Genomic DNA, 18,075 nt, shown 5'->3' with positions numbered 1-18,075 from the left:
TACTTGTCGGTCAGCCGCCGTTTCTGCCCTGGATGTCCGCATGTTCGAGAATCTCACAGACCGCCTGTCCCAAAGCCTGCGCCACATTACCGGCAAGGCCAAGCTCACCGAAGACAACATCAAGGACACCCTGCGCGAGGTGCGCATGGCGCTGCTCGAGGCGGACGTCGCCCTGCCGGTGGTCAAGGAGTTCGTCAACCGGGTCAAGGAGCGGGCGGTCGGCACCGAGGTGTCCAAGAGCCTGACGCCGGGACAGGCCTTCGTGAAGATCGTGCGCGCCGAACTCGAAGCCATCATGGGTGCGGCGAACGAGGATCTGGCGCTCAATGTCGCGCCGCCGGCGGTCATCCTCATGGCCGGCCTGCAGGGTGCGGGCAAGACCACCACCGCGGGCAAGCTGGCGCGCTTCCTCAAGGAGCGCAAGAAGAAGACCGTCATGGTCGTCTCCGCCGACGTCTACCGCCCGGCCGCCATCAAGCAGCTGGAGACCCTGGCCGGGGAGGTCGGGGTCACCTTTTTCCCCTCCGACATCAGCCAGAAGCCGGTGGAGATCGCCCAGGCCGCCATCCGTGAGGCCAGGCTCAAGTTCATCGACGTGGTCATCGTCGATACCGCCGGTCGCCTGCACATCGATAGCGAGATGATGGCGGAGATCCAGCAGGTCCATGCCGCCACCAAGCCGGCCGAGACCCTGTTCGTGGTCGACGCCATGACCGGTCAGGACGCCGCCAACACCGCCAAGGCCTTCAACGATGCCCTGCCGCTGACCGGCGTGATCCTGACCAAGGTCGATGGCGATGCCCGGGGCGGTGCCGCCCTGTCGGTCCGCCACATCACCGGCAAGCCGATCAAATTCATCGGCATGGGCGAGAAGAGCGAAGCCCTCGATCCCTTCCACCCGGATCGTGTCGCCTCGCGCATCCTCGGCATGGGCGACGTCCTCTCGCTGATCGAGCAGGCCGAGCAGACCCTGGATCGCGAGAAGGCCGACAAGCTGGCCAAGAAGCTCAAGAAGGGCAAGGGCTTCGATCTCGAAGACTTCCGCGACCAGTTGCGGCAGATGAAGAACATGGGCGGCCTGGGTTCGCTGATGGACAAGCTGCCGACCATGATGGGCGGCATGAACATCCAGCAGATGGGCAATGCCCAGGGCGCCGCGGAAAAGCATTTCAAGCAGATGGAAGCCATCATCGACTCCATGACCCCGGCCGAGCGCCGTGATCCGGAGCTGATCAGCGGCTCGCGCAAGAAGCGTATCGCCCTGGGTTCCGGTACCCAGGTGCAGGACGTCGGCCGCCTCATCAAGCAGCACAAGCAGATGCAGAAGATGATGAAGAAGGTCACCGCCAAGGGTGGCATGGCCAAGATGATGCGCGGCATGGGCAGCATGCTCCCCGGCGGCGGCATGCCCAAGATGTGATTTCCTGGTGCCGCCCGTCGCCAGATGGTCGGCACCGGCAAGGGCTCTGTGAAGGGCGTCGGCACCAGTGCTGATGCACCTTCGCGAGCGACGAGGCTCCGCTGCTGGAGTCTCCAGGCTGCCGCAATGCCGAGGGCACCGTTTAAAGCCATTGGCAAACCGGGTGACAGCCCTTAGAATATGCGGCCTTTCGGGCCATGTGGCCCAGTGTGCCCACAGCTACAAGCACCGACTACAGGAACGAAGTTCAATGGTAACCATCCGTCTAGCCCGTGGCGGCTCCAAGAAGCGCCCCTTCTACCACCTGACCGTGACCAACAGCCGCAATGCGCGTGATGGTCGTTTCGTCGAGCGCATCGGTTTCTTCAACCCGGTGGCCAGCGGCGCCGAAATCCGTCTGTCGGTGGATCAAGAGCGTGCCAGCTACTGGCTGTCGCAGGGCGCCCAGCCGTCCGAGCGCGTCGCTCAGCTGCTCAAGAGCGCTCAGGCTACCGCCTGAAGATCATGAGTACGCCGACCTCCGCCCCCGACCTGGTGGTCCTGGGCAAGATAGTTTCGGTCTTCGGCGTACGCGGTGAGCTTAAGATCTACTCCTTTACCGATCCGCTCGACAATCTGCTGGACTATCGGACCTGGACGCTCAGGCGCGAAGGCGAGATCCGGCAGGTCAAGGTGCTCGGCGGTCGGTTGCACGGCAAGGTCCTGACGGTACGTCTGCAGGGCCTGGACGATCGTGAAGAAGCCCGCCTGATGGCCGGTTTCGAGATCTGCGTGCCGCGCAGCGAATTGCCCCAGCTGGGCGCCGGTGACTACTACTGGCATCAGTTGGAAGGTCTCAAGGTGATCAATCGCGAAGGCCAGTGGCTGGGTGTGGTGGATCATCTGCTGGAGACCGGGGCCAACGACGTCATGGTGGTCATGCCCTGTGCTGGCAGCCTCGACGATCGTGAGCGTCTGTTGCCCTATCTGCCCGACCAGTACGTGCTGGCGGTGGATCTGGCCAAGGGCGAGATGCAGGTCGACTGGGACGCGGATTTCTGATCCATGCGTATCGATGTCATCAGCATCTTTCCCGAGATGTTCGAAGCCGTGAGCGCCTATGGCGTGAGCGGTCGCGCGATGAAGCAGGGGCTCCTGGAGCTGACCTGCTACAACCCGCGCAGCTATACCGAGGATCGCCACCAGACCGTGGACGACCGGCCCTTTGGCGGCGGTCCCGGCATGGTCATGAAGATCCAGCCGCTGGAGCGCGCCCTGGCCGATGCCCGGGGTGATTCGGCGGCGAAGGTGATCTACCTGTCCCCCCAGGGTCGCAAGCTCGACCAGGCGGCGGTACGGGAACTGGCGCAGGAGGAGCATCTGATCCTCATCGCCGGGCGTTACGAAGGCATTGACGAGCGTTTCATCGAGACGCACGTGGATGAAGAATGGTCGATTGGCGACTATGTGCTGTCCGGCGGTGAATTGCCGGCCATGGTGCTGATCGATGGGGTTACGCGACTGCTGCCCGGAGCCTTGGGGCATGTGGATTCCGCCGAGCAGGATTCGTTTACCGACGGCCTGCTCGATTGCCCGCACTACACCCGACCCGAGGTGTATGAGGGCCGTCGCGTACCCGACGTGTTGCTCAGTGGTAACCACGAGCATATCCGGCGCTGGCGCCTGCAGCAGTCCCTGGGACGCACTGCGGAGCGACGCGCCGATCTTCTGGATGGCCGCTCGCTTTCTGGGGAAGAGCAGAACCTGCTGGCGGAATATCTTCGTCAGCGGAACGATAGTTAGGTATCGATGGCGGGCCGCGGCCTGTCTTAGGAGCAGAGTGACATGACCAACAAAATCATTGCCCAGATCGAAGCTGAGCAGATGAACAAAGAAATCCCGGCGTTCGCCCCCGGCGACACCGTGATTGTCCAGGTTAAGGTGAAGGAAGGCGACCGTCAGCGTCTGCAGGCCTTCGAAGGCGTGGTGATCGGCAAGCGTAACCGCGGCCTGAACAGCGCCTTCACCGTACGCAAGATCTCCAACGGCGTTGGCGTCGAGCGTACCTTCCAGACCTACAGCCCGCTGGTCGACAGCCTGAGCGTCAAGCGTCGCGGTGACGTGCGCAAGGCCAAGCTGTACTACCTGCGCGAACTGTCCGGCAAGGCTGCTCGCATCAAGGAAAAGCTTTCCTGATCGCGGCGTGACCAGAAAAAAGCAGCTTCGGCTGCTTTTTTCGTTTCTGAGGTTCGAGGTATTGCAGATATGAGCACCCGCGAAGCGGAAATCCAGCGGCGCACGGCGCTGTCGGAAACCCGGGTGGCCAAGGCGGTCTTCCCGCCCACCACCAATCATCACGACACCCTGTTCGGCGGCACCGCCCTGGCCTGGATGGACGAGGTGTCCTTCATCACCGCGACGCGCTTCTGCCGCAAGCCGCTGGTCACGGTCTCCACCGACCGGATCGATTTCAACCACCCCATTCCCGCCGGCTCCATCGTCGAGCTGATCGGCCGGGTGGTGAAGGTTGGCAACACCAGCATCAAGGTGCAGGTGGAGGTGTTCGTCGAAGGCATGCTGGCAGAAGGGCGTGAACGCGCCATCAACGGCGCCTTCAGCTTTGTCGCCGTCGATGACGAGGGCAAGCCGACGCCGGTGCTGCCCGGCTTCGCCGCGTGAGCGCCGAACGGCTGATCGAGGAATTCCTCGATGCCCTGTGGCTGGAAAAGGGGCTGTCGCCCCATACCCGCAGCGCCTATCGCACCGATCTGCTGGCCTTCGCCCGGTGGCTGGAGGGCAGGGGCCTGACCCTGGAGACGGTCGGCCGTGACGCCGTGCTCGATCATCTCGGCTGGCGCCTGAGCGAGGGTTACCAGGCGCGTTCCACCGCGCGCTTTCTCTCCGGGCTGCGCAGTTTCTACAAGTACGGCGTGCGCGAAGGGCGGATCGCCGAGGACCCGACGCTGCTGGTCAGCATGCCGCAGCTGGGCGCGCCGCTGCCCAAGAGTCTGTCCGAGGCGGATGTGGAGGCGCTGCTGGCGGCGCCGGATACCGACGACAGCCTCGGTCTGCGCGACCGCACCATGCTCGAGGTGCTCTATGCCACCGGCCTGCGGGTGACCGAACTGATCAGCCTGACCCTGGACGAGATCAATCTGCGCGAGGGTTCGCTGCGGGTCTTCGGCAAGGGCAGCAAGGAGCGGCTGATTCCCCTGGGCGAAGAGGCCATCGCCTGGCTGGAAAGCTATCTGAAGACCGCGCGTCCGCTGCTGCTGGGCGGCCAGCCCGGCGACATCCTCTTTCCCAGCCAGCGGGGCACGCCCATGACCCGGCAGACCTTCTGGCACCGCATCAAGCTGCATGCCCAGGTGGCCGGCATCCGCACCTCGCTGTCACCGCATACCCTGAGGCACGCCTTCGCCACCCATTTGCTCAACCACGGCGCCGACCTGCGCACGGTGCAGATGCTGCTCGGCCATACCAGCCTGTCCACCACCCAGATCTACACCCACGTCGCCCGCGTGCGGCTGCAGCAACTGCACGCCCAGCACCATCCGCGCGGCTAGGGCCCACCGCCGTAGCCGGCAGGTCTGTGATAGGCTTGCCGGCGTCTCAACAGGAGTCAAACATGCGTATTTCCCAACTGTTGCTCGCCGCTTGCCTGGGGCTCGGCGTGCAACTGGCTCAGGCCGAACCTGAGCAGGCCATTCGCCAGAGCCTGACCGCGCTGCAACCCAATCTCGCCATCGAGTCCATCGCCAAGAGTCCGCTGGAAGGCCTCTACCAGGTCCAGCTCAAGGGCGGCCGCGTGCTCTATGCCAGCGGCGATGGCCAGTTCGTCATGCAGGGCTATCTGTACCAGGTCAAGGACGGCAAGGCCTCCAACCTGACCGAGAAGGCCGAGAACGTCGCCGTGGCGCGGCAGATCAATGGCCTCGATCGCAACCAGATGATCGTCTATCCCGCCCAGGGCGAGACCAAGGCGCACATCACCGTCTTCACCGATACCACCTGCCCCTATTGCCAGAAGCTGCACGCCGAGGTGCCCGAGCTGAACAAGCGCGGCATCGAGGTACGCTACCTGGCCTTCCCGCGCCAGGGCATGGGCTCGCCGGGTTCCAAGCAGCTAGAGGCGGTCTGGTGCGCCAAGGACAAGCCGGCGGCGCTGAACCAGATGTTCACCGGCCGTGAGGTCAAGTCCGAGAGCTGCCAGAATCCGGTCGCCCAGCAATTCGCGCTGGGGCAGAACATGGGCATCCAGGGCACGCCGGCGATCATTCTCGCCGATGGCCAGATGATCCCGGGCTACCAGCCGGCCGACCAGCTGGCGGAAGCGGCAATCGGCGCCCGCTAGGCGCTGCGAAAGATTTCAACGGCGCTGCGGAGCGGCGCCACCTGATAGGGGGATAAGGGTGTGAAGCCGGTCAAAGTAGGCATCTGTGGTCTGGGTACCGTGGGCAGCGGGACCTTCAACGTACTCAAGCGCAACGCCGAGGAAATCGCCCGGCGCGCCGGGCGGGGTATCGAGGTGGCGCAGATCGCCCAGCGCCGACCCAATCCCCAGTGCGATACCGGCAGCACGCCGATCACCGCCGATGTCCTGGCGGTGGCCGACAATCCCGAGATCGACGTGGTGGTGGAGCTGATCGGTGGCTACACCCTGGCCCGCGAGCTGGTGCTGCGCGCCATCGCCAACGGCAAGCACGTGGTCACCGCCAACAAGGCGCTGATCGCCGTGCACGGCAACGAGATCTTCGCCAAGGCCCGCGAGCAGGGCGTGATCGTCGCCTTCGAGGCCTCGGTGGCCGGCGGCATCCCGGTGATCAAGGCGCTGCGCGAAGGCCTGGCCGCCAACCGTATCAACTGGGTGGCCGGCATCATCAACGGCACCGGCAACTTCATTCTCTCCGAGATGCGCGAGAAGGGCCGCACCTTTCCCGATGTCCTGGCCGAAGCCCAGGCGCTGGGCTATGCCGAGGCCGATCCGACCTTTGACGTCGAAGGCATAGATGCCGCCCACAAGCTGACCATCCTGGCCTCCATCGCCTTCGGCATCCCGCTGCAATTCGACAAGGCCTACACCGAGGGCATCACCCGCCTGACCACCGCCGATGTCGGCTACGCCGAGGCGCTGGGCTATCGCATCAAGCACCTGGGCGTGGCGCGCAGCACCGACCAAGGCATCGAGCTGCGGGTACACCCGACGCTGATCCCGGCCGATCGCCTGATCGCCAACGTCAATGGCGTGATGAACGCGGTGATGGTCAATGGCGACGCCGTCGGTTCGACGCTGTTCTACGGCGCCGGTGCCGGGCAGGAGCCGACCGCCTCGGCAGTGGTGGCCGACTTGGTGGATGTGGTTCGCGCCATGACCTCGGATCCCGAGAATCGCGTGCCGCACCTGGCCTTCCAGCCCGATGCGCTGTCCGACCATCCGGTGCTGTCGATCGAGGCCTGCGAGAGCGCCTACTATCTGCGCATCCAGGCCAAGGATCACCCGGGCGTGCTGGCCCAGGTGGCGAGCATCCTCTCGGCGCGTGGCATCAACATCGAGTCCATCATGCAGAAGGAAGCCGAGGAACATGACGGCCTGGTGCCCATGATCCTGCTGACCCATCGCGTGACCGAGCGCCACATGGTCGAGGCCATCACCGCCCTGGAAGCCCTGGACGACGTCGTCGGCGATGTCGTCCGCATCCGCGTCGAGCACCTGAACTGAGCAGCCTGGCGGCGCCCGGCGCCGCCGTCTTTCCCGAGGTCGAGTCATGCGTTACATCAGTACCCGCGGCCAGGCGCCCGCGCTGAATTTCGAAGAAGTGCTGCTGGCGGGTCTCGCCAGCGATGGCGGTCTCTACGTCCCGGAGAACCTGCCGCGCTTTTCCCTGGAGGAGATCGCCTCCTGGGCCGGTCTGCCCTATCACGAGCTGGCCTTCCGGGTGATGAAGCCCTTCGTCGCCGGCTCCATCGCCGATGCCGAATTCAAGGCCATCCTGGAAGAGACCTACGCCGGTTTCGCCCATGGCTCGATTGCGCCGCTGCGCCAGCTGGATGCCAACGAGTGGGTACTGGAGCTGTTCCACGGCCCGACCCTGGCCTTCAAGGACTTCGCCCTGCAACTGCTGGGGCGGCTGCTCGACCATGTGCTGGCCAAGCGCGGCGAGCGCGTGGTGATCATGGGCGCCACCTCCGGTGATACCGGCTCGGCGGCCATCGAAGGCTGCAAGCGCTGCGAGAACGTCGACATCTTCATCCTGCATCCGCACCAGCGGGTGTCGGAAGTGCAGCGCCGGCAGATGACCACGCTGCTGGGCGACAACATCCACAACATCGCCATCGAAGGCAACTTCGACGACTGCCAGGAGATGGTCAAGGCCAGCTTCGCCGACCAGGGTTTCCTCAAGGGCACCCCGCTGGTGGCGGTCAACTCGATCAACTGGGCGCGGATCATGGCCCAGATCGTCTACTACTTCCACGCGGCCCTGCAGCTGGGCGCCCCGGCGCGCTCCATCGCCTTCTCGGTGCCCACCGGCAACTTCGGCGACATCTTCGCCGGGTACCTGGCGCGCAACATGGGTCTGCCGGTGAGCCAACTGGTGGTGGCCACCAACCGCAACGACATCCTGCACCGCTTCATGTCCGGCAATCGCTACGACAAGCAGCAGCTGGAAGCCACGCTGTCGCCGTCCATGGACATCATGGTCTCGTCCAACTTCGAGCGCCTGCTGTTCGACCTGCACGGTCGCGATGGCCTGGCCCTGGCCGAGCTGATGGCGAATTTCCGCAGCAGCGGCACCCTGACGGTGGCGGACGATCGCTGGACCGAAGCGCGCAAGCTGTTCGACTCCCTTGCCGTGAGCGACGAAGAGACCTGCGCCACCATCGCCGAGGTTTATGCCACCACCGGCGAGGTGCTGGATCCGCACACCGCCATCGGCGTGCGCGCCGCTCGCGAATGCCGGCGCAGCCTGGCCACCCCGATGGTGGTGCTGGGTACCGCCCACCCGGTGAAATTCCCCGAGGCGGTGGAAAAGGCCGGCATCGGCGCGACCCTCAGCCTACCGACCCACCTGGCCGATCTGCTGCAGCGTGAAGAGCGTTGCACCGTGCTGCCCAACGACCTCGCCGCCGTCCAGGCCTTCGTCAGCCGCCACGGCAAGCGTGGTCAGCCGCTGTAAGACGCTAGGCTAATCGCGGTCATGGACCGCTCCTACAGTCAGGCCTGAAGTGTAGGAACGGTCCATGACCGCGATTCGGTCTATACCGCCCCGTCGATCCCAAAGCCTCCTACCGATCCCAAGCCCCTCGGCCTTTTCCGGTACAATGCCCGGCTTTCCCTGCCGGTGACCCGCCCATGGCTCTGCAAGCCACGCCCTACAAAGTCGAACTCAACCTCACCGATCTGGATCGCGGGGTCTACGAGAATCTGCGTCTGACCGTGGCGCGGCATCCCTCCGAGACCGAGGAGCGCATGGCGGTACGGTTGCTGGCTTACGTGCTCTGGTACAACGAGCAGCTGGCCTTCGGCCGCGGCCTGTCCGACGTCGACGAGCCGGCGCTGTGGGAAAAGAGCCTCGATGGCCGGGTGCTGCACTGGATCGAAGTCGGCCAACCCGATGCCGACCGCCTGACCTGGTGCAGCCGTCGTACCGAGCGGACCAGCCTGCTGGCCTACGGCAACCTGCGCGTCTGGCAGACCAAGGTGGTGGACGCGGTCAGGACGCTGAAGAATCTGCACATCGCCGCGGTTCCCGCCGAGCCCCTGGCCGAGCTGGCCCGCGATCTGCCGCGCAGCATTTCCTGGCAGGTGATGATCAGCGAAGGCACCCTGTTCGTCACCGACGACCGCGGTCAGCACGAATTGCAGCTGGAATGGCTGCTGGGCGAACGTTGATGCGCCTGGAGCCCCGTCCGCTGCCGGCGGTGTTGCCCGACCTGGGCGATCTGCCGCCGCTGCTCACCCGGCTCTATGCCGCGCGCGGCGTGACCCAGCCGGAAGAACTGGACAAGGGGCTGGCGCGGCTGGTGCCCTATCACCAGCTCAAGGGCATCGAGGCGGCGGTGGAGCTGCTGGCGCGGGCTCTGGAAGAGCGCCGGCGCATCCTCATCGTCGGCGACTTCGATGCCGATGGCGCCACCGCCAGTGCCGTGGGCGTGCTGGCCCTGCGGCGCCTGGGCGCGGCCTGGGTCGACTACCTGGTGCCCAATCGCTTCGAATACGGCTACGGCCTGACACCCGAGATCGTCGCCGTGGCCCTGCAGCGTGAACCCGAGGTGCTGCTCACCGTCGACAACGGCATCTCCAGCCTGGACGGCGTGGCTGCGGCCAAGGCGGCCGGGCTGCAGGTGGTCATCACCGACCACCACCTGCCAGGCGCCGAATTGCCCGCCGCCGATGCCATCGTCAATCCGAATCAGCCGGCCTGCGCCTTTCCCAGCAAATGCATCGCCGGGGTCGGGGTGATCTTCTATGTGATGCTGGCCCTGCGCAGTCGCCTGCGCGAGAGCGGCTGGTTCGCCCGTCAGGGCCTGGCCGAGCCCAATCTGGCCGAGTTGCTGGATCTGGTCGCCCTCGGCAGCGTCGCCGACGTGGTGCCGCTGGATGCCAACAACCGCATCCTGGTGCACCAGGGGCTGATGCGGATCCGCGCCGGTCGGGCACGACCGGGGCTCAAGGCGCTGCTGGAAGTGGCCGGGCGCCAGCCGGGCAAGGTGGCCTCCAGCGACCTCGGTTTCATTCTCGGCCCGCGGCTCAATGCGGCCGGGCGCCTGGACGACATGTCCATCGGCATCGAATTGCTGCTCTGCGAAGACCCGCAGCTGGCGCAGGAATACGCCCAGCAGCTGGACGACTTCAACAAGGATCGCAAGAGCATCGAGCAGGGCATGCAGCGCGAGGCGCTCAAGCAGCTCAAGGAGTTGCCGGAAGACAATCTGCCCTTCGGTCTCTGCCTGTTCGACCCGGAGTGGCACCAGGGCGTGATCGGCATCCTCGCCTCGCGCCTCAAGGAAAAGTATCACCGCCCGGCGCTGGCCTTCGCCGACGACGGCAGTGGCAACGGCATGCTCAAGGGCTCGGCGCGCTCGGTACCCGGGCTGCATATCCGCGATGCCCTGGATGCCGTGGCGACCCGTCATCCGGGGCTGATCACCAAGTTCGGCGGTCACGCCATGGCCGCCGGCCTCAGCCTGCCCCAGGCGCACTACGAGACCTTTGCCGCCGCCTTCGATGCCGAGGTGCGGCGTCACCTGCAGGCCGAGGATCTCAGCGGTCGCCTGCAGACCGATGGCTGCCTGGCCCCGACCGAATTCCAGCTCGGCCTGGCGCAGGCCCTGCGCCAGGCCGGTCCCTGGGGACAGCAGTTTCCCGAACCGCTGTTCCACGGCACCTTCGAGATCCTCTCCCAGCGTCTGCTCAAGGAGCGGCACCTCAAGCTGACCCTGCGCAGCGAGCAGGGTGGCCCGGAGCTGGATGGCATCGCCTTCAACATCGACCGCGACACCTGGCCCGATCCCAACATCCGCTGGGCCGAGCTGGCCTATCGGCTGGACGTGAACGAATTCCGTGGCAACGAGAACGTGCAGTTACTGGTGGTGCACCTGGCACCACGTTAGTCGGATCGGCGATCTATTCTGTTCGGGAACACTCCAATGCGGTGAATCCCGACTAGACGAGGTCCGCCATGAGTCTCCTGTTCCAGCCCCTGACCCTGCGTCAGCTGACCCTGCCCAATCGCGTGGTGGTCTCCCCGATGTGCCAGTACTCCAGCGAAGACGGCTTCGCCAACGACTGGCACCTGGTCCATCTCGGCAGTCGCGCCACCGGTGGCGCCGGTCTGGTGATCTTCGAGGCCACCGCGGTCACCGCCGATGGGCGCATCACGCCCCAGGACCTGGGGCTGTGGAAGGACGAGCAGATCGAGCCCTTGCGGCGGATCACCCAGTTCATCGAGGGACAGGGCAGTGTCGCCGGCATCCAGCTGGCCCATGCCGGTCGCAAGGCCAGCACCTGGCAACCCTGGCTCGGCAAGCACGGCAGCGTGCCCATCGCCGAAGGCGGCTGGGTGCCGGTGGCGCCTTCGGCCATTGCCTTCGATCCCCAGCACACCCGGCCCACGGCGGTGGATCGCGACGATATCGCCAGCATCCGTCGGGCTTTCGTGGACACCGCCGAGCGGGCCCTGGCGGCCGGCTTCAAGGTGGCCGAGATCCATGCCGCCCACGGCTACCTGCTGCACCAGTTCCTCTCGCCGCTCTCCAACCGCCGCGAAGACGACTACGGTGGCAATTTCGAGAATCGCATTCGCTTGCTGCTGGAAGTGACCGCCGATGTGCGGGCGGTCTGGCCGGAAGAGTTGCCGCTGTTCGTGCGGGTCTCGGCCACCGACTGGGTGGAAGACGGCTGGGACGTCGACGAGACGGTGGAGCTGGCGCGGCGACTGAAGACCCTGGGCGTCGACTTGATCGACGTCTCTTCCGGCGGTACCGCGGCCCAGGCCGACATTCCCACCGGGCCCGGCTACCAGACCCAGTTCGCCGAGCGGGTGCGCAAGGAAGCCGGGATTCCCAGTGGCGCGGTGGGCATGATCACCGATGCCGCCCAGGCCGAGCACGTGCTGCGTACCGGCCAGGCCGACCTGGTGCTGCTGGCCCGCGAACTGCTGCGCGATCCCTATTGGCCGCTGAATGCCGCCGAGGCCCTGCGCGAAAAGGTCTCCTGGCCGCCGCAGTACGTGCGCGCCGCCCACCGGGATACGCCGCTGCGCAAGCCGTTCGGAGAAGAATAGGGCGCGGAACGGAGCCATCCGCGCGGATGGCTCCCCGGTTCAGGGCTTGGCCGGGCGCAGCATCGCCTCCAGGGCGTCGCTGTCGTAGTAGTCGCCCAGGTACCAGATGCGGCCGTCGCGGATCTTCATGATGCTGGCGCCGCGGATCTTGACCGGTTGCTTGCCGGTGGCGGTGACGCGGTTGCCGGTCAGTTCCCATTCGAAGGCGATGCTGCGCGGGCCGATGACCGGCTTGTGCACCATCTTCACCTGCAGATCGGGCACGGCCTTGAGGGTGACCTTGACGATCCGGTCGCGGGCCTGGGTGCGGCTGGTCTCGGTGGTGGCGGCGCCACTGTCGAAATACTGCACCTTGGGATCGAGCAGGGCGCTGGCGGCCTCGGCATCGTGATCGTTCCAGGCATCGAGGTAGCGATTGGCGATGAGACGCGCGTCCTCGGCGGCGGCCTGAACCTGGCCGGCGGTGAGGGCGAGCGAAAGCGCGAACAGCACAGCCAGACGCGAGCGCATGGGGTGTCTCCGGCAACTGCAAGGGGAAGGCGCAAGAGTAGCGCCGTGGGCGGTCCGCGGTCAGCAATATTTTGTATCGACCGGCTGGTCGCGACGGCGACCCCGGCAACATTCGGTAAGCAGGTGGCGGGAGCCAGACGGTGTGGCCAGTGGTCCTAAAGGGCTGAATCCTGACTCTGTGGAGGTCATCCATGAACACCCGCGGTTTGCTTGATCAATTGCTCAAGGCGGGCCAGCAGGCGCTGGCCAAGAAGACCGGTCACTCGGCCCCCCGACCCGGCACGGCGTCCACCGGCAAGGATCCCCTGGGCGGTCTGCTCTCCGGACTGGGCAACAGCGGCCTGGCGGCCGGGGCCCTGACCGCGCTGCTGGGCAGCAAGCGCGGTCGCGCCATGGGTGGCAAGGCGGTCGGCTATGGCGGTCTGGCGGCCCTCGGCATGGTGGCCTACAAGGCCTATCAGTCTTGGCAGGCCAATCAGGCCCAGGGGACGGCGGCCGTCGAGCCGCGTACCGTGGATCGGGTACCGGAGCACGAAGCCGAGGCCCATGGCCGGGCGGTGCTGATCGCCCTGATCGCGGCTGCCAAGGCCGATGGTCACGTCGATGACCAGGAGCGCCAGGCGATCGAGGCCGAGATGGCCAAGCTGGACAACGATCCCGAGTTGCGCAGCTGGCTGCAGCGCGAACTGGAGCAGCCGCTGGATCCGGCCAAGGTCGCCGCCGCCGCGGAAACGCCCGAGATGGCCGCCGAGATGTACCTGGCCAGCCTGATGCTGATCGACGATCAGCAGTATATGGAAAAGGCCTACCTGGACGAGCTGGCGCGCCAGCTGCGCCTGGAGCCCGGTCTGCGCGCCGAGCTGGAGCGTGAGGCCGCGGCGGTCTGACGGCTAGGCGTGCGGGCGTTCCTCGCCCAGCAGGACGCTCCGCTCCGCCGCGCAGAGCTGCAGCAGGAAATCCCAGACCACGCGCAGGCGCGCTGAGCGGTGCAACTCCCGGTGGGTCGAGATCCAGTACTCGCGGGTGAAGGACCGCTCCGGGAGTACGCCTTCCAAGGGGGTGTTCTGGCCCACCAGGTAGCAGGGCAGTACCGCGATGCCGATGCCGGCACAGGCCGCTTCGCGCTGGGCGATGACGCTGGTGCTGCGAAAGACGATGCGTGGCTCGGGGCAGAGGCCCTGGATGAATTGCAGTTCGCGGGTGTACAGCAGGTCATCGACGTAGCCGATGAAGGTCTGCTCGCCGAGGTCGGCCTGGGCGTCCAGCGCGGGTGCCCGATCCAGGTAGGCGCGACTGGCATAGAACCTCAGGCGATAGGGCGTCAGCCGCCGGCCGATCAGGCCTTCGGCGGTGGGTCTTTCCAGGGTGATGGCGATGTCCGCCTCGCGGTTGGTGACGCTGACGAAGCGTGGCACCGACACCAGCTCCACTTCCAGCCCGGGATAGTCGCGCAGCAGCGCCTCCAGGCGCTGGGCGAGAAAGCCGGTGCCCAGGCCCTCGGTCACTCCGACCCGCACCTGGCCCAGCGGATTGAGGCGCTGGGTTACCGCCTCCTGGGCCAGCAGCGCGGCTTCTTCCATCGCCTGGGCATGCGCGAGCAGCGCCTGACCGGCCGGGGTGAGCTGATAGCCGCTGGCCTGTTGCACCAGCAGCTGGCTGCCCAGGGCGCGCTCCAGGGCCTCCAGGTGGCGGGCGACGGTCGCATGACTGACGCCCAGACTGCGAGCGGCGGTGAGCAGGCGCCCATGGCGCTGGACCTCCAGAAAAACCCGCAGATCGTTCCAGTCGAACATCCCTTTTCCTCGTCTAGGCCTGTCTGCCGGGCCGCTTGCTGATCACTGTTCAGAAATGCACAACCGTTGCCCGTTTTCTGCGACTGTTGTTCGCGGATGACGACACTAGGATAGGGACCACAACAACAAAAAAGCGAGGGAACGTCATGCCCGGTCCTGCTGCGGAATATGACTTCATCATCGTCGGCGCCGGTCCGGCCGGCTGCCTGCTGGCCAATCGGCTGTCCGCCGATCCGAGTCATCGTGTGCTGCTGCTGGAAGCCGGCGGCCGTGACAACCATCCCTGGATCCACATCCCCGTCGGCTATCTGTTCTGCATCGGCAATCCACGCACCGACTGGTGCTTCAAGACCGAGGTGGAAGCGGGTCTGGGTGGCCGCGCGCTCAACTATCCTCGCGGGCGGGTGCTGGGCGGCTGCTCCTCCATCAACGGCATGATCTACATGCGCGGCCAGGCCCGCGACTATGACGGCTGGGCCGCCGCCGGCAATCCCGGCTGGGGCTGGCAGGACGTGCTGCCGCTGTTCAAGCGCATGGAAGATCATTGCGATGGCGCCTCGGCCTTTCATGGTGCCGGGGGCGAATGGCGGGTCGAGCGGCAGCGTCTGCACTGGACGCTGCTCGACGCCTTTCGCAGCGCCGCGGGCGAAACCGGCATTGCGCCGGTAGAAGACTTCAACACCGGTGACAACGAAGGCTGCGGCTACTTCCAGGTCAATCAGCGCAATGGCGTGCGCTGGAATGCCGCCAAGGCCTTTCTCAAGCCCATCCGCCAGCGCGCCAATCTGCAGGTGCTGACCGGTGTGCAGGCGGAGCGGGTGCTGCTGGAGGAGGGCAGGGCACGGGCGGTGCTGGCGCGGCTGCCGGGCCAGGCCGAGCCCCAGCGCCTGGTGGCGCGGCGGGAGATCGTGCTCTGCGCCGGCGCCATCGGCTCGCCGACCCTGTTGCAGCGCTCCGGCATCGGTCCGCGCGGTCTGCTCGAAGGCCTGGGTATCGGTGTCCGGCACCGGCTGGAAGGGGTGGGCGGCAATCTGCAGGATCACCTGCAACTGCGGCTGATCTATCGGGTGCACGGCGTGCCGACCCTCAATGCCCTGGCCGGCAGTCTCTGGGGCAAGCTGGGCATGGGCCTGGAATACCTCTGGAAGCGCAGTGGCCCCCTGGCCATGGCGCCGAGTCAGCTGGGCGCCTTCGCCCGCTCCGACCCGGCGCAACCCTCGGCCAATCTGCAATACCACGTGCAGCCGCTGTCGCTGGAGCGCTTCGGCGAGCCGCTGCACGGCTTTCCCGCCTTTACCGCCTCGGTGTGCAACCTGCGACCGGCCAGTCGTGGCCAGGTGAGCATCCGCAGCGCCGACCCGCTGGCCGCGCCGCTGATCCAGCCGCGCTACCTCAGCGCGCCGGAAGACCTCAGGGTGGCCGCCGATGCCATCCGCCTGACCCGGCGCCTCGTCGCCGCCCCGGCCCTGGCCGCCTATCGGCCCGAGGAATACCTGCCGGGACCGGCCTACCAGAGCGAAGCGGAGTTGCAGCAGGCCGCAGGGGCCATAGGCACCACCATCTTCCATCCGTCCGGCACCTGCCGCATGGGCCAGGACGCCGACGCCGTGGTCGATGCGCGCCTGCGGGTACATGGCATCCCGGGGCTGCGGGTAGCCGACGCCTCCATCATGCCGACCCTGGTCTCGGGCAACAGCTGCTCGCCGACCCTGATGATCGCCGAGCAGGCGGCCACCTTCATGCTGGCCGAGGCCCGCGAACAGGGCCGCCACGAGTTGCCCGCCGCGATCGCCAGGGCCAGCGCGGTCTCCGCTGCCTAGACGCGTCCATCCGGTTTCACCGACGGTGGGGCCTCCCGCCGTTTCCACCGTAGTAGCTGTCGCCCATAACAACAATCAGCCCGGCGATCCCGGGTCAGGAGAACGTGCGATGTCCGACTATGCCCAACCCCGGGTACAACCCAGCGCGGCCAGCAGTCGCCGCGAAGAGCGCAAGGTGATCTTCGCCTCGTCCCTGGGGACCGTCTTCGAGTGGTATGACTTCTTTCTCTATGGCGCCCTGGCGGCGGTGATCAGCAAGCAGTTCTTTGCCGGCGTCAACGACACCACCGCCTTCATCTTCGCCCTGCTGGCCTTTGCTGCCGGCTTCGTGGTGCGACCCTTCGGCGCCCTGCTGTTCGGACGCCTGGGCGACCTGGTCGGCCGCAAGTACACCTTTCTCGCCACCATCATCCTCATGGGCATCGCCACCTTCGGCGTCGGCCTGCTGCCCACCTACGCCAGCATCGGCGTGGCCGCGCCCATCATCCTGGTAGTGCTGCGCCTGCTGCAGGGCCTGGCCCTGGGTGGGGAATACGGCGGTGCCGCCACCTACATCGCCGAGCATGCGCCGCCCGGCAAGCGCGGCGCCCACACCAGCTGGCTGCAATCCACCGCGACCCTGGGGCTGTTGCTGTCGCTGGTGGTGATCCTGGTCTGCCGCTACCTGACCGGCGACCAGTTCGAGGTCTGGGGCTGGCGCCTGCCGTTCCTGCTGTCGATCTTCCTGCTGGCCATCTCCACCTGGATCCGCATGTCCATGCACGAATCGCCGGCCTTCCTGCGCATGAAGGCCGAGGGCAAGCAGAGCAAGGCACCAATCCGCGATTCCTTCACCAACTGGAGCAATCTCAAGGTGGTGCTGATCGCGCTGTTCAGCATCAACGGCGGCCAGGCGGTGACCTTCTACCTGTCGCAGTTCTACGTGATGTTCTTTCTCACCCAGACACTCAAGCTCGACCCGGTGCTGGCCAACAACCTGCTGATCATCAGCGTGATCCTGGGCGCCCCCTTCTTCGTCATCGCCGGCTGGCTGTCGGACAAGGTCGGGCGCAAGCCGATCCTGATGCTGGGGCTGCTGCTGGCCACGGTGCTCTACTTCCCGCTGTTCAAGGCCCTGACCCACTACGCCAATCCGCAGATCTACCAGGCCAGCCAGCAGGCGCCCATCGTGGTGACCGCCGACCCGGCCACCTGCACCTTCCAGTTCGACCCGGTGGGCAAGGCGCGCTTCGACAGTCCCTGCGATAGGGTCAAGACGCTGCTGGCCAAGAGCGGGCTGCCCTACCGCAGCGTGGCGGCGGCACCGGGGGACGCGGTGCAGGTCAACGTCGGTGACAAGGTCATCGTCGGCTTCGACGAACCGGCCCTGCGCGCGGCGGTACAGGCCGCCGGCTATCCGGCCAAGGCCGATGCGGCCCAGGTCAACAAGCCCATGGTGGTAGCGGTGATCTTCGCCCTGATCCTGATCGCCACCCTCTGCTACGGACCCCTGGCGGCGCTGATGGTGGAGCTGTTCCCCACGCGCATCCGCTACACCTCCATGTCGCTGCCGTACCACATCGGCAACGGCTGGTTCGGCGGCTTCCTGCCGACGGTGTCCTTTGCCCTGGTGGTCTATACCGGCGACATCTTCTACGGCCTCTGGTACCCAGTGCTGGTGACCGGCGTCAGCCTGGTGGTGGGGCTGCTGTGCCTGCCGGAAACCCGCCACCGCGATCTCGACGCCGATTGAGGCCAGTGCGGGCGGCGCACCCCGCCGACCGCTGAGT

General features: G+C 66.3%; 18 protein-coding genes. 16 read left to right on the top strand and 2 right to left on the bottom strand.

What is annotated here, in order from left to right; translation table 11 throughout:
- Positions 1-40 precede the first annotated feature (40 nt).
- From ffh to AABM56_RS18295, 13 genes are all read left to right on the top strand, one after another.
- Positions 41-1,420, top strand: a complete 1,380-nt coding sequence (gene ffh / locus AABM56_RS18355) for a signal recognition particle protein (protein WP_347883590.1) — start codon at positions 41-43, stop codon at positions 1,418-1,420.
- Between the two features lie 250 nt (positions 1,421-1,670).
- Positions 1,671-1,919 carry a 30S ribosomal protein S16 gene (rpsP, locus tag AABM56_RS18350; RefSeq protein WP_017640797.1) on the top strand — a complete coding sequence of 83 codons (249 nt, stop codon included), beginning with the start codon at positions 1,671-1,673 and terminating at the stop codon, positions 1,917-1,919.
- Between the two features lie 5 nt (positions 1,920-1,924).
- Complete coding sequence (gene rimM, locus AABM56_RS18345; RefSeq protein ID WP_347883589.1) at positions 1,925-2,461, top strand: ribosome maturation factor RimM; 537 nt, start codon at positions 1,925-1,927, stop codon at positions 2,459-2,461.
- A gap of 3 nt (positions 2,462-2,464) precedes the next feature.
- Positions 2,465-3,202 (top strand): tRNA (guanosine(37)-N1)-methyltransferase TrmD, encoded by a 738-nt coding sequence (trmD, locus tag AABM56_RS18340; RefSeq protein ID WP_133862626.1) that lies wholly within the window; start codon positions 2,465-2,467, stop codon positions 3,200-3,202.
- A gap of 42 nt (positions 3,203-3,244) precedes the next feature.
- Positions 3,245-3,595 (top strand): 50S ribosomal protein L19, encoded by a 351-nt coding sequence (gene rplS, locus AABM56_RS18335; protein ID WP_007160957.1) that lies wholly within the window; start codon positions 3,245-3,247, stop codon positions 3,593-3,595.
- A 69-nt stretch (positions 3,596-3,664) separates the two neighbouring features.
- Positions 3,665-4,078: an acyl-CoA thioesterase gene (locus AABM56_RS18330; protein ID WP_133862625.1), complete on the top strand. Its 414-nt coding sequence runs from the start codon at positions 3,665-3,667 to the stop codon at positions 4,076-4,078.
- Positions 4,075-4,965: a site-specific tyrosine recombinase XerD gene (xerD, locus tag AABM56_RS18325; protein ID WP_187980224.1), complete on the top strand. Its 891-nt coding sequence runs from the start codon at positions 4,075-4,077 to the stop codon at positions 4,963-4,965. Before AABM56_RS18330 ends, xerD begins: the two co-directional genes overlap by 4 nt.
- Before the next feature lie 62 nt (positions 4,966-5,027).
- Positions 5,028-5,753, top strand: coding sequence for a thioredoxin fold domain-containing protein (locus AABM56_RS18320; RefSeq protein ID WP_007160960.1), 726 nt, complete (start codon positions 5,028-5,030; stop codon positions 5,751-5,753).
- A gap of 60 nt (positions 5,754-5,813) precedes the next feature.
- Positions 5,814-7,118, top strand: coding sequence for a homoserine dehydrogenase (locus tag AABM56_RS18315; protein WP_027600220.1), 1,305 nt, complete (start codon positions 5,814-5,816; stop codon positions 7,116-7,118).
- 46 nt (positions 7,119-7,164) lie between these two features.
- On the top strand, positions 7,165-8,574 hold the full coding sequence (thrC, locus tag AABM56_RS18310) for a threonine synthase (protein ID WP_263258829.1): 1,410 nt from the start codon (positions 7,165-7,167) through the stop codon (positions 8,572-8,574).
- Between the two features lie 176 nt (positions 8,575-8,750).
- On the top strand, positions 8,751-9,290 hold the full coding sequence (locus AABM56_RS18305) for a YaeQ family protein (protein WP_133862621.1): 540 nt from the start codon (positions 8,751-8,753) through the stop codon (positions 9,288-9,290).
- Positions 9,290-11,011 carry a single-stranded-DNA-specific exonuclease RecJ gene (gene recJ, locus AABM56_RS18300; protein WP_347883588.1) on the top strand — a complete coding sequence of 574 codons (1,722 nt, stop codon included), beginning with the start codon at positions 9,290-9,292 and terminating at the stop codon, positions 11,009-11,011. Before AABM56_RS18305 ends, recJ begins: the two co-directional genes overlap by 1 nt.
- Positions 11,012-11,079: 68 nt before the next feature.
- Positions 11,080-12,183 carry an NADH:flavin oxidoreductase/NADH oxidase gene (locus tag AABM56_RS18295; RefSeq protein WP_347883587.1) on the top strand — a complete coding sequence of 368 codons (1,104 nt, stop codon included), beginning with the start codon at positions 11,080-11,082 and terminating at the stop codon, positions 12,181-12,183.
- A 39-nt stretch (positions 12,184-12,222) separates the two neighbouring features.
- On the opposite strand, the gene AABM56_RS18290 is transcribed toward AABM56_RS18295, so the two are convergent.
- Positions 12,223-12,693, bottom strand: coding sequence for a nuclear transport factor 2 family protein (locus AABM56_RS18290; protein WP_280311498.1), 471 nt, complete (start codon positions 12,691-12,693; stop codon positions 12,223-12,225).
- Positions 12,694-12,884: 191 nt separating this feature from the next.
- On the opposite strand from AABM56_RS18290, the gene AABM56_RS18285 reads away from it, so the two are divergent.
- Positions 12,885-13,580: a tellurite resistance TerB family protein gene (locus AABM56_RS18285; protein WP_208692565.1), complete on the top strand. Its 696-nt coding sequence runs from the start codon at positions 12,885-12,887 to the stop codon at positions 13,578-13,580.
- 3 nt (positions 13,581-13,583) lie between these two features.
- Here the strand turns inward: AABM56_RS18285 and AABM56_RS18280 are convergent, their stop codons facing one another.
- On the bottom strand, positions 13,584-14,486 hold the full coding sequence (locus AABM56_RS18280) for a LysR family transcriptional regulator (protein WP_347883586.1): 903 nt from the start codon (positions 14,484-14,486) through the stop codon (positions 13,584-13,586).
- Between the two features lie 146 nt (positions 14,487-14,632).
- Between AABM56_RS18280 and AABM56_RS18275 the strand changes: the two genes are divergently transcribed.
- Complete coding sequence (locus AABM56_RS18275; RefSeq protein WP_347883585.1) at positions 14,633-16,306, top strand: GMC family oxidoreductase; 1,674 nt, start codon at positions 14,633-14,635, stop codon at positions 16,304-16,306.
- Positions 16,307-16,415: 109 nt separating this feature from the next.
- Positions 16,416-18,038 (top strand): MFS transporter, encoded by a 1,623-nt coding sequence (locus AABM56_RS18270; protein ID WP_187980217.1) that lies wholly within the window; start codon positions 16,416-16,418, stop codon positions 18,036-18,038.
- Positions 18,039-18,075: the final 37 nt, after the last annotated feature.

It is taken from the genome of Pseudomonas aestiva (assembly GCF_039908605.1).
In the GTDB taxonomy this organism is placed as follows: domain Bacteria; phylum Pseudomonadota; class Gammaproteobacteria; order Pseudomonadales; family Pseudomonadaceae; genus Chryseomonas; species Chryseomonas aestiva.
This window is presented reverse-complemented; position numbering and strand designations above follow the sequence as displayed.

Bases quoted from the DNA above. Each gene is read 5' to 3' on its own strand.
- ffh (WP_347883590.1), top strand. From the start codon at position 41: ATGTTCGAGAATCTCACAGACCGCCTGTCCCAAAGCCTGCGCCACATT.
- rpsP (WP_017640797.1), top strand. From the start codon at position 1,671: ATGGTAACCATCCGTCTAGCCCGTGGCGGCTCCAAGAAGCGCCCCTTC.
- rimM (WP_347883589.1), top strand. From the start codon at position 1,925: ATGAGTACGCCGACCTCCGCCCCCGACCTGGTGGTCCTGGGCAAGATA.
- trmD (WP_133862626.1), top strand. From the start codon at position 2,465: ATGCGTATCGATGTCATCAGCATCTTTCCCGAGATGTTCGAAGCCGTG.
- rplS (WP_007160957.1), top strand. From the start codon at position 3,245: ATGACCAACAAAATCATTGCCCAGATCGAAGCTGAGCAGATGAACAAA.
- AABM56_RS18330 (WP_133862625.1), top strand. From the start codon at position 3,665: ATGAGCACCCGCGAAGCGGAAATCCAGCGGCGCACGGCGCTGTCGGAA.
- AABM56_RS18320 (WP_007160960.1), top strand. From the start codon at position 5,028: ATGCGTATTTCCCAACTGTTGCTCGCCGCTTGCCTGGGGCTCGGCGTG.
- thrC (WP_263258829.1), top strand. From the start codon at position 7,165: ATGCGTTACATCAGTACCCGCGGCCAGGCGCCCGCGCTGAATTTCGAA.
- AABM56_RS18305 (WP_133862621.1), top strand. From the start codon at position 8,751: ATGGCTCTGCAAGCCACGCCCTACAAAGTCGAACTCAACCTCACCGAT.
- recJ (WP_347883588.1), top strand. From the start codon at position 9,290: ATGCGCCTGGAGCCCCGTCCGCTGCCGGCGGTGTTGCCCGACCTGGGC.
- AABM56_RS18295 (WP_347883587.1), top strand. From the start codon at position 11,080: ATGAGTCTCCTGTTCCAGCCCCTGACCCTGCGTCAGCTGACCCTGCCC.
- AABM56_RS18290 (WP_280311498.1), bottom strand. From the start codon at position 12,693: ATGCGCTCGCGTCTGGCTGTGCTGTTCGCGCTTTCGCTCGCCCTCACC.
- AABM56_RS18285 (WP_208692565.1), top strand. From the start codon at position 12,885: ATGAACACCCGCGGTTTGCTTGATCAATTGCTCAAGGCGGGCCAGCAG.
- AABM56_RS18280 (WP_347883586.1), bottom strand. From the start codon at position 14,486: ATGTTCGACTGGAACGATCTGCGGGTTTTTCTGGAGGTCCAGCGCCAT.
- AABM56_RS18275 (WP_347883585.1), top strand. From the start codon at position 14,633: ATGCCCGGTCCTGCTGCGGAATATGACTTCATCATCGTCGGCGCCGGT.
- AABM56_RS18270 (WP_187980217.1), top strand. From the start codon at position 16,416: ATGTCCGACTATGCCCAACCCCGGGTACAACCCAGCGCGGCCAGCAGT.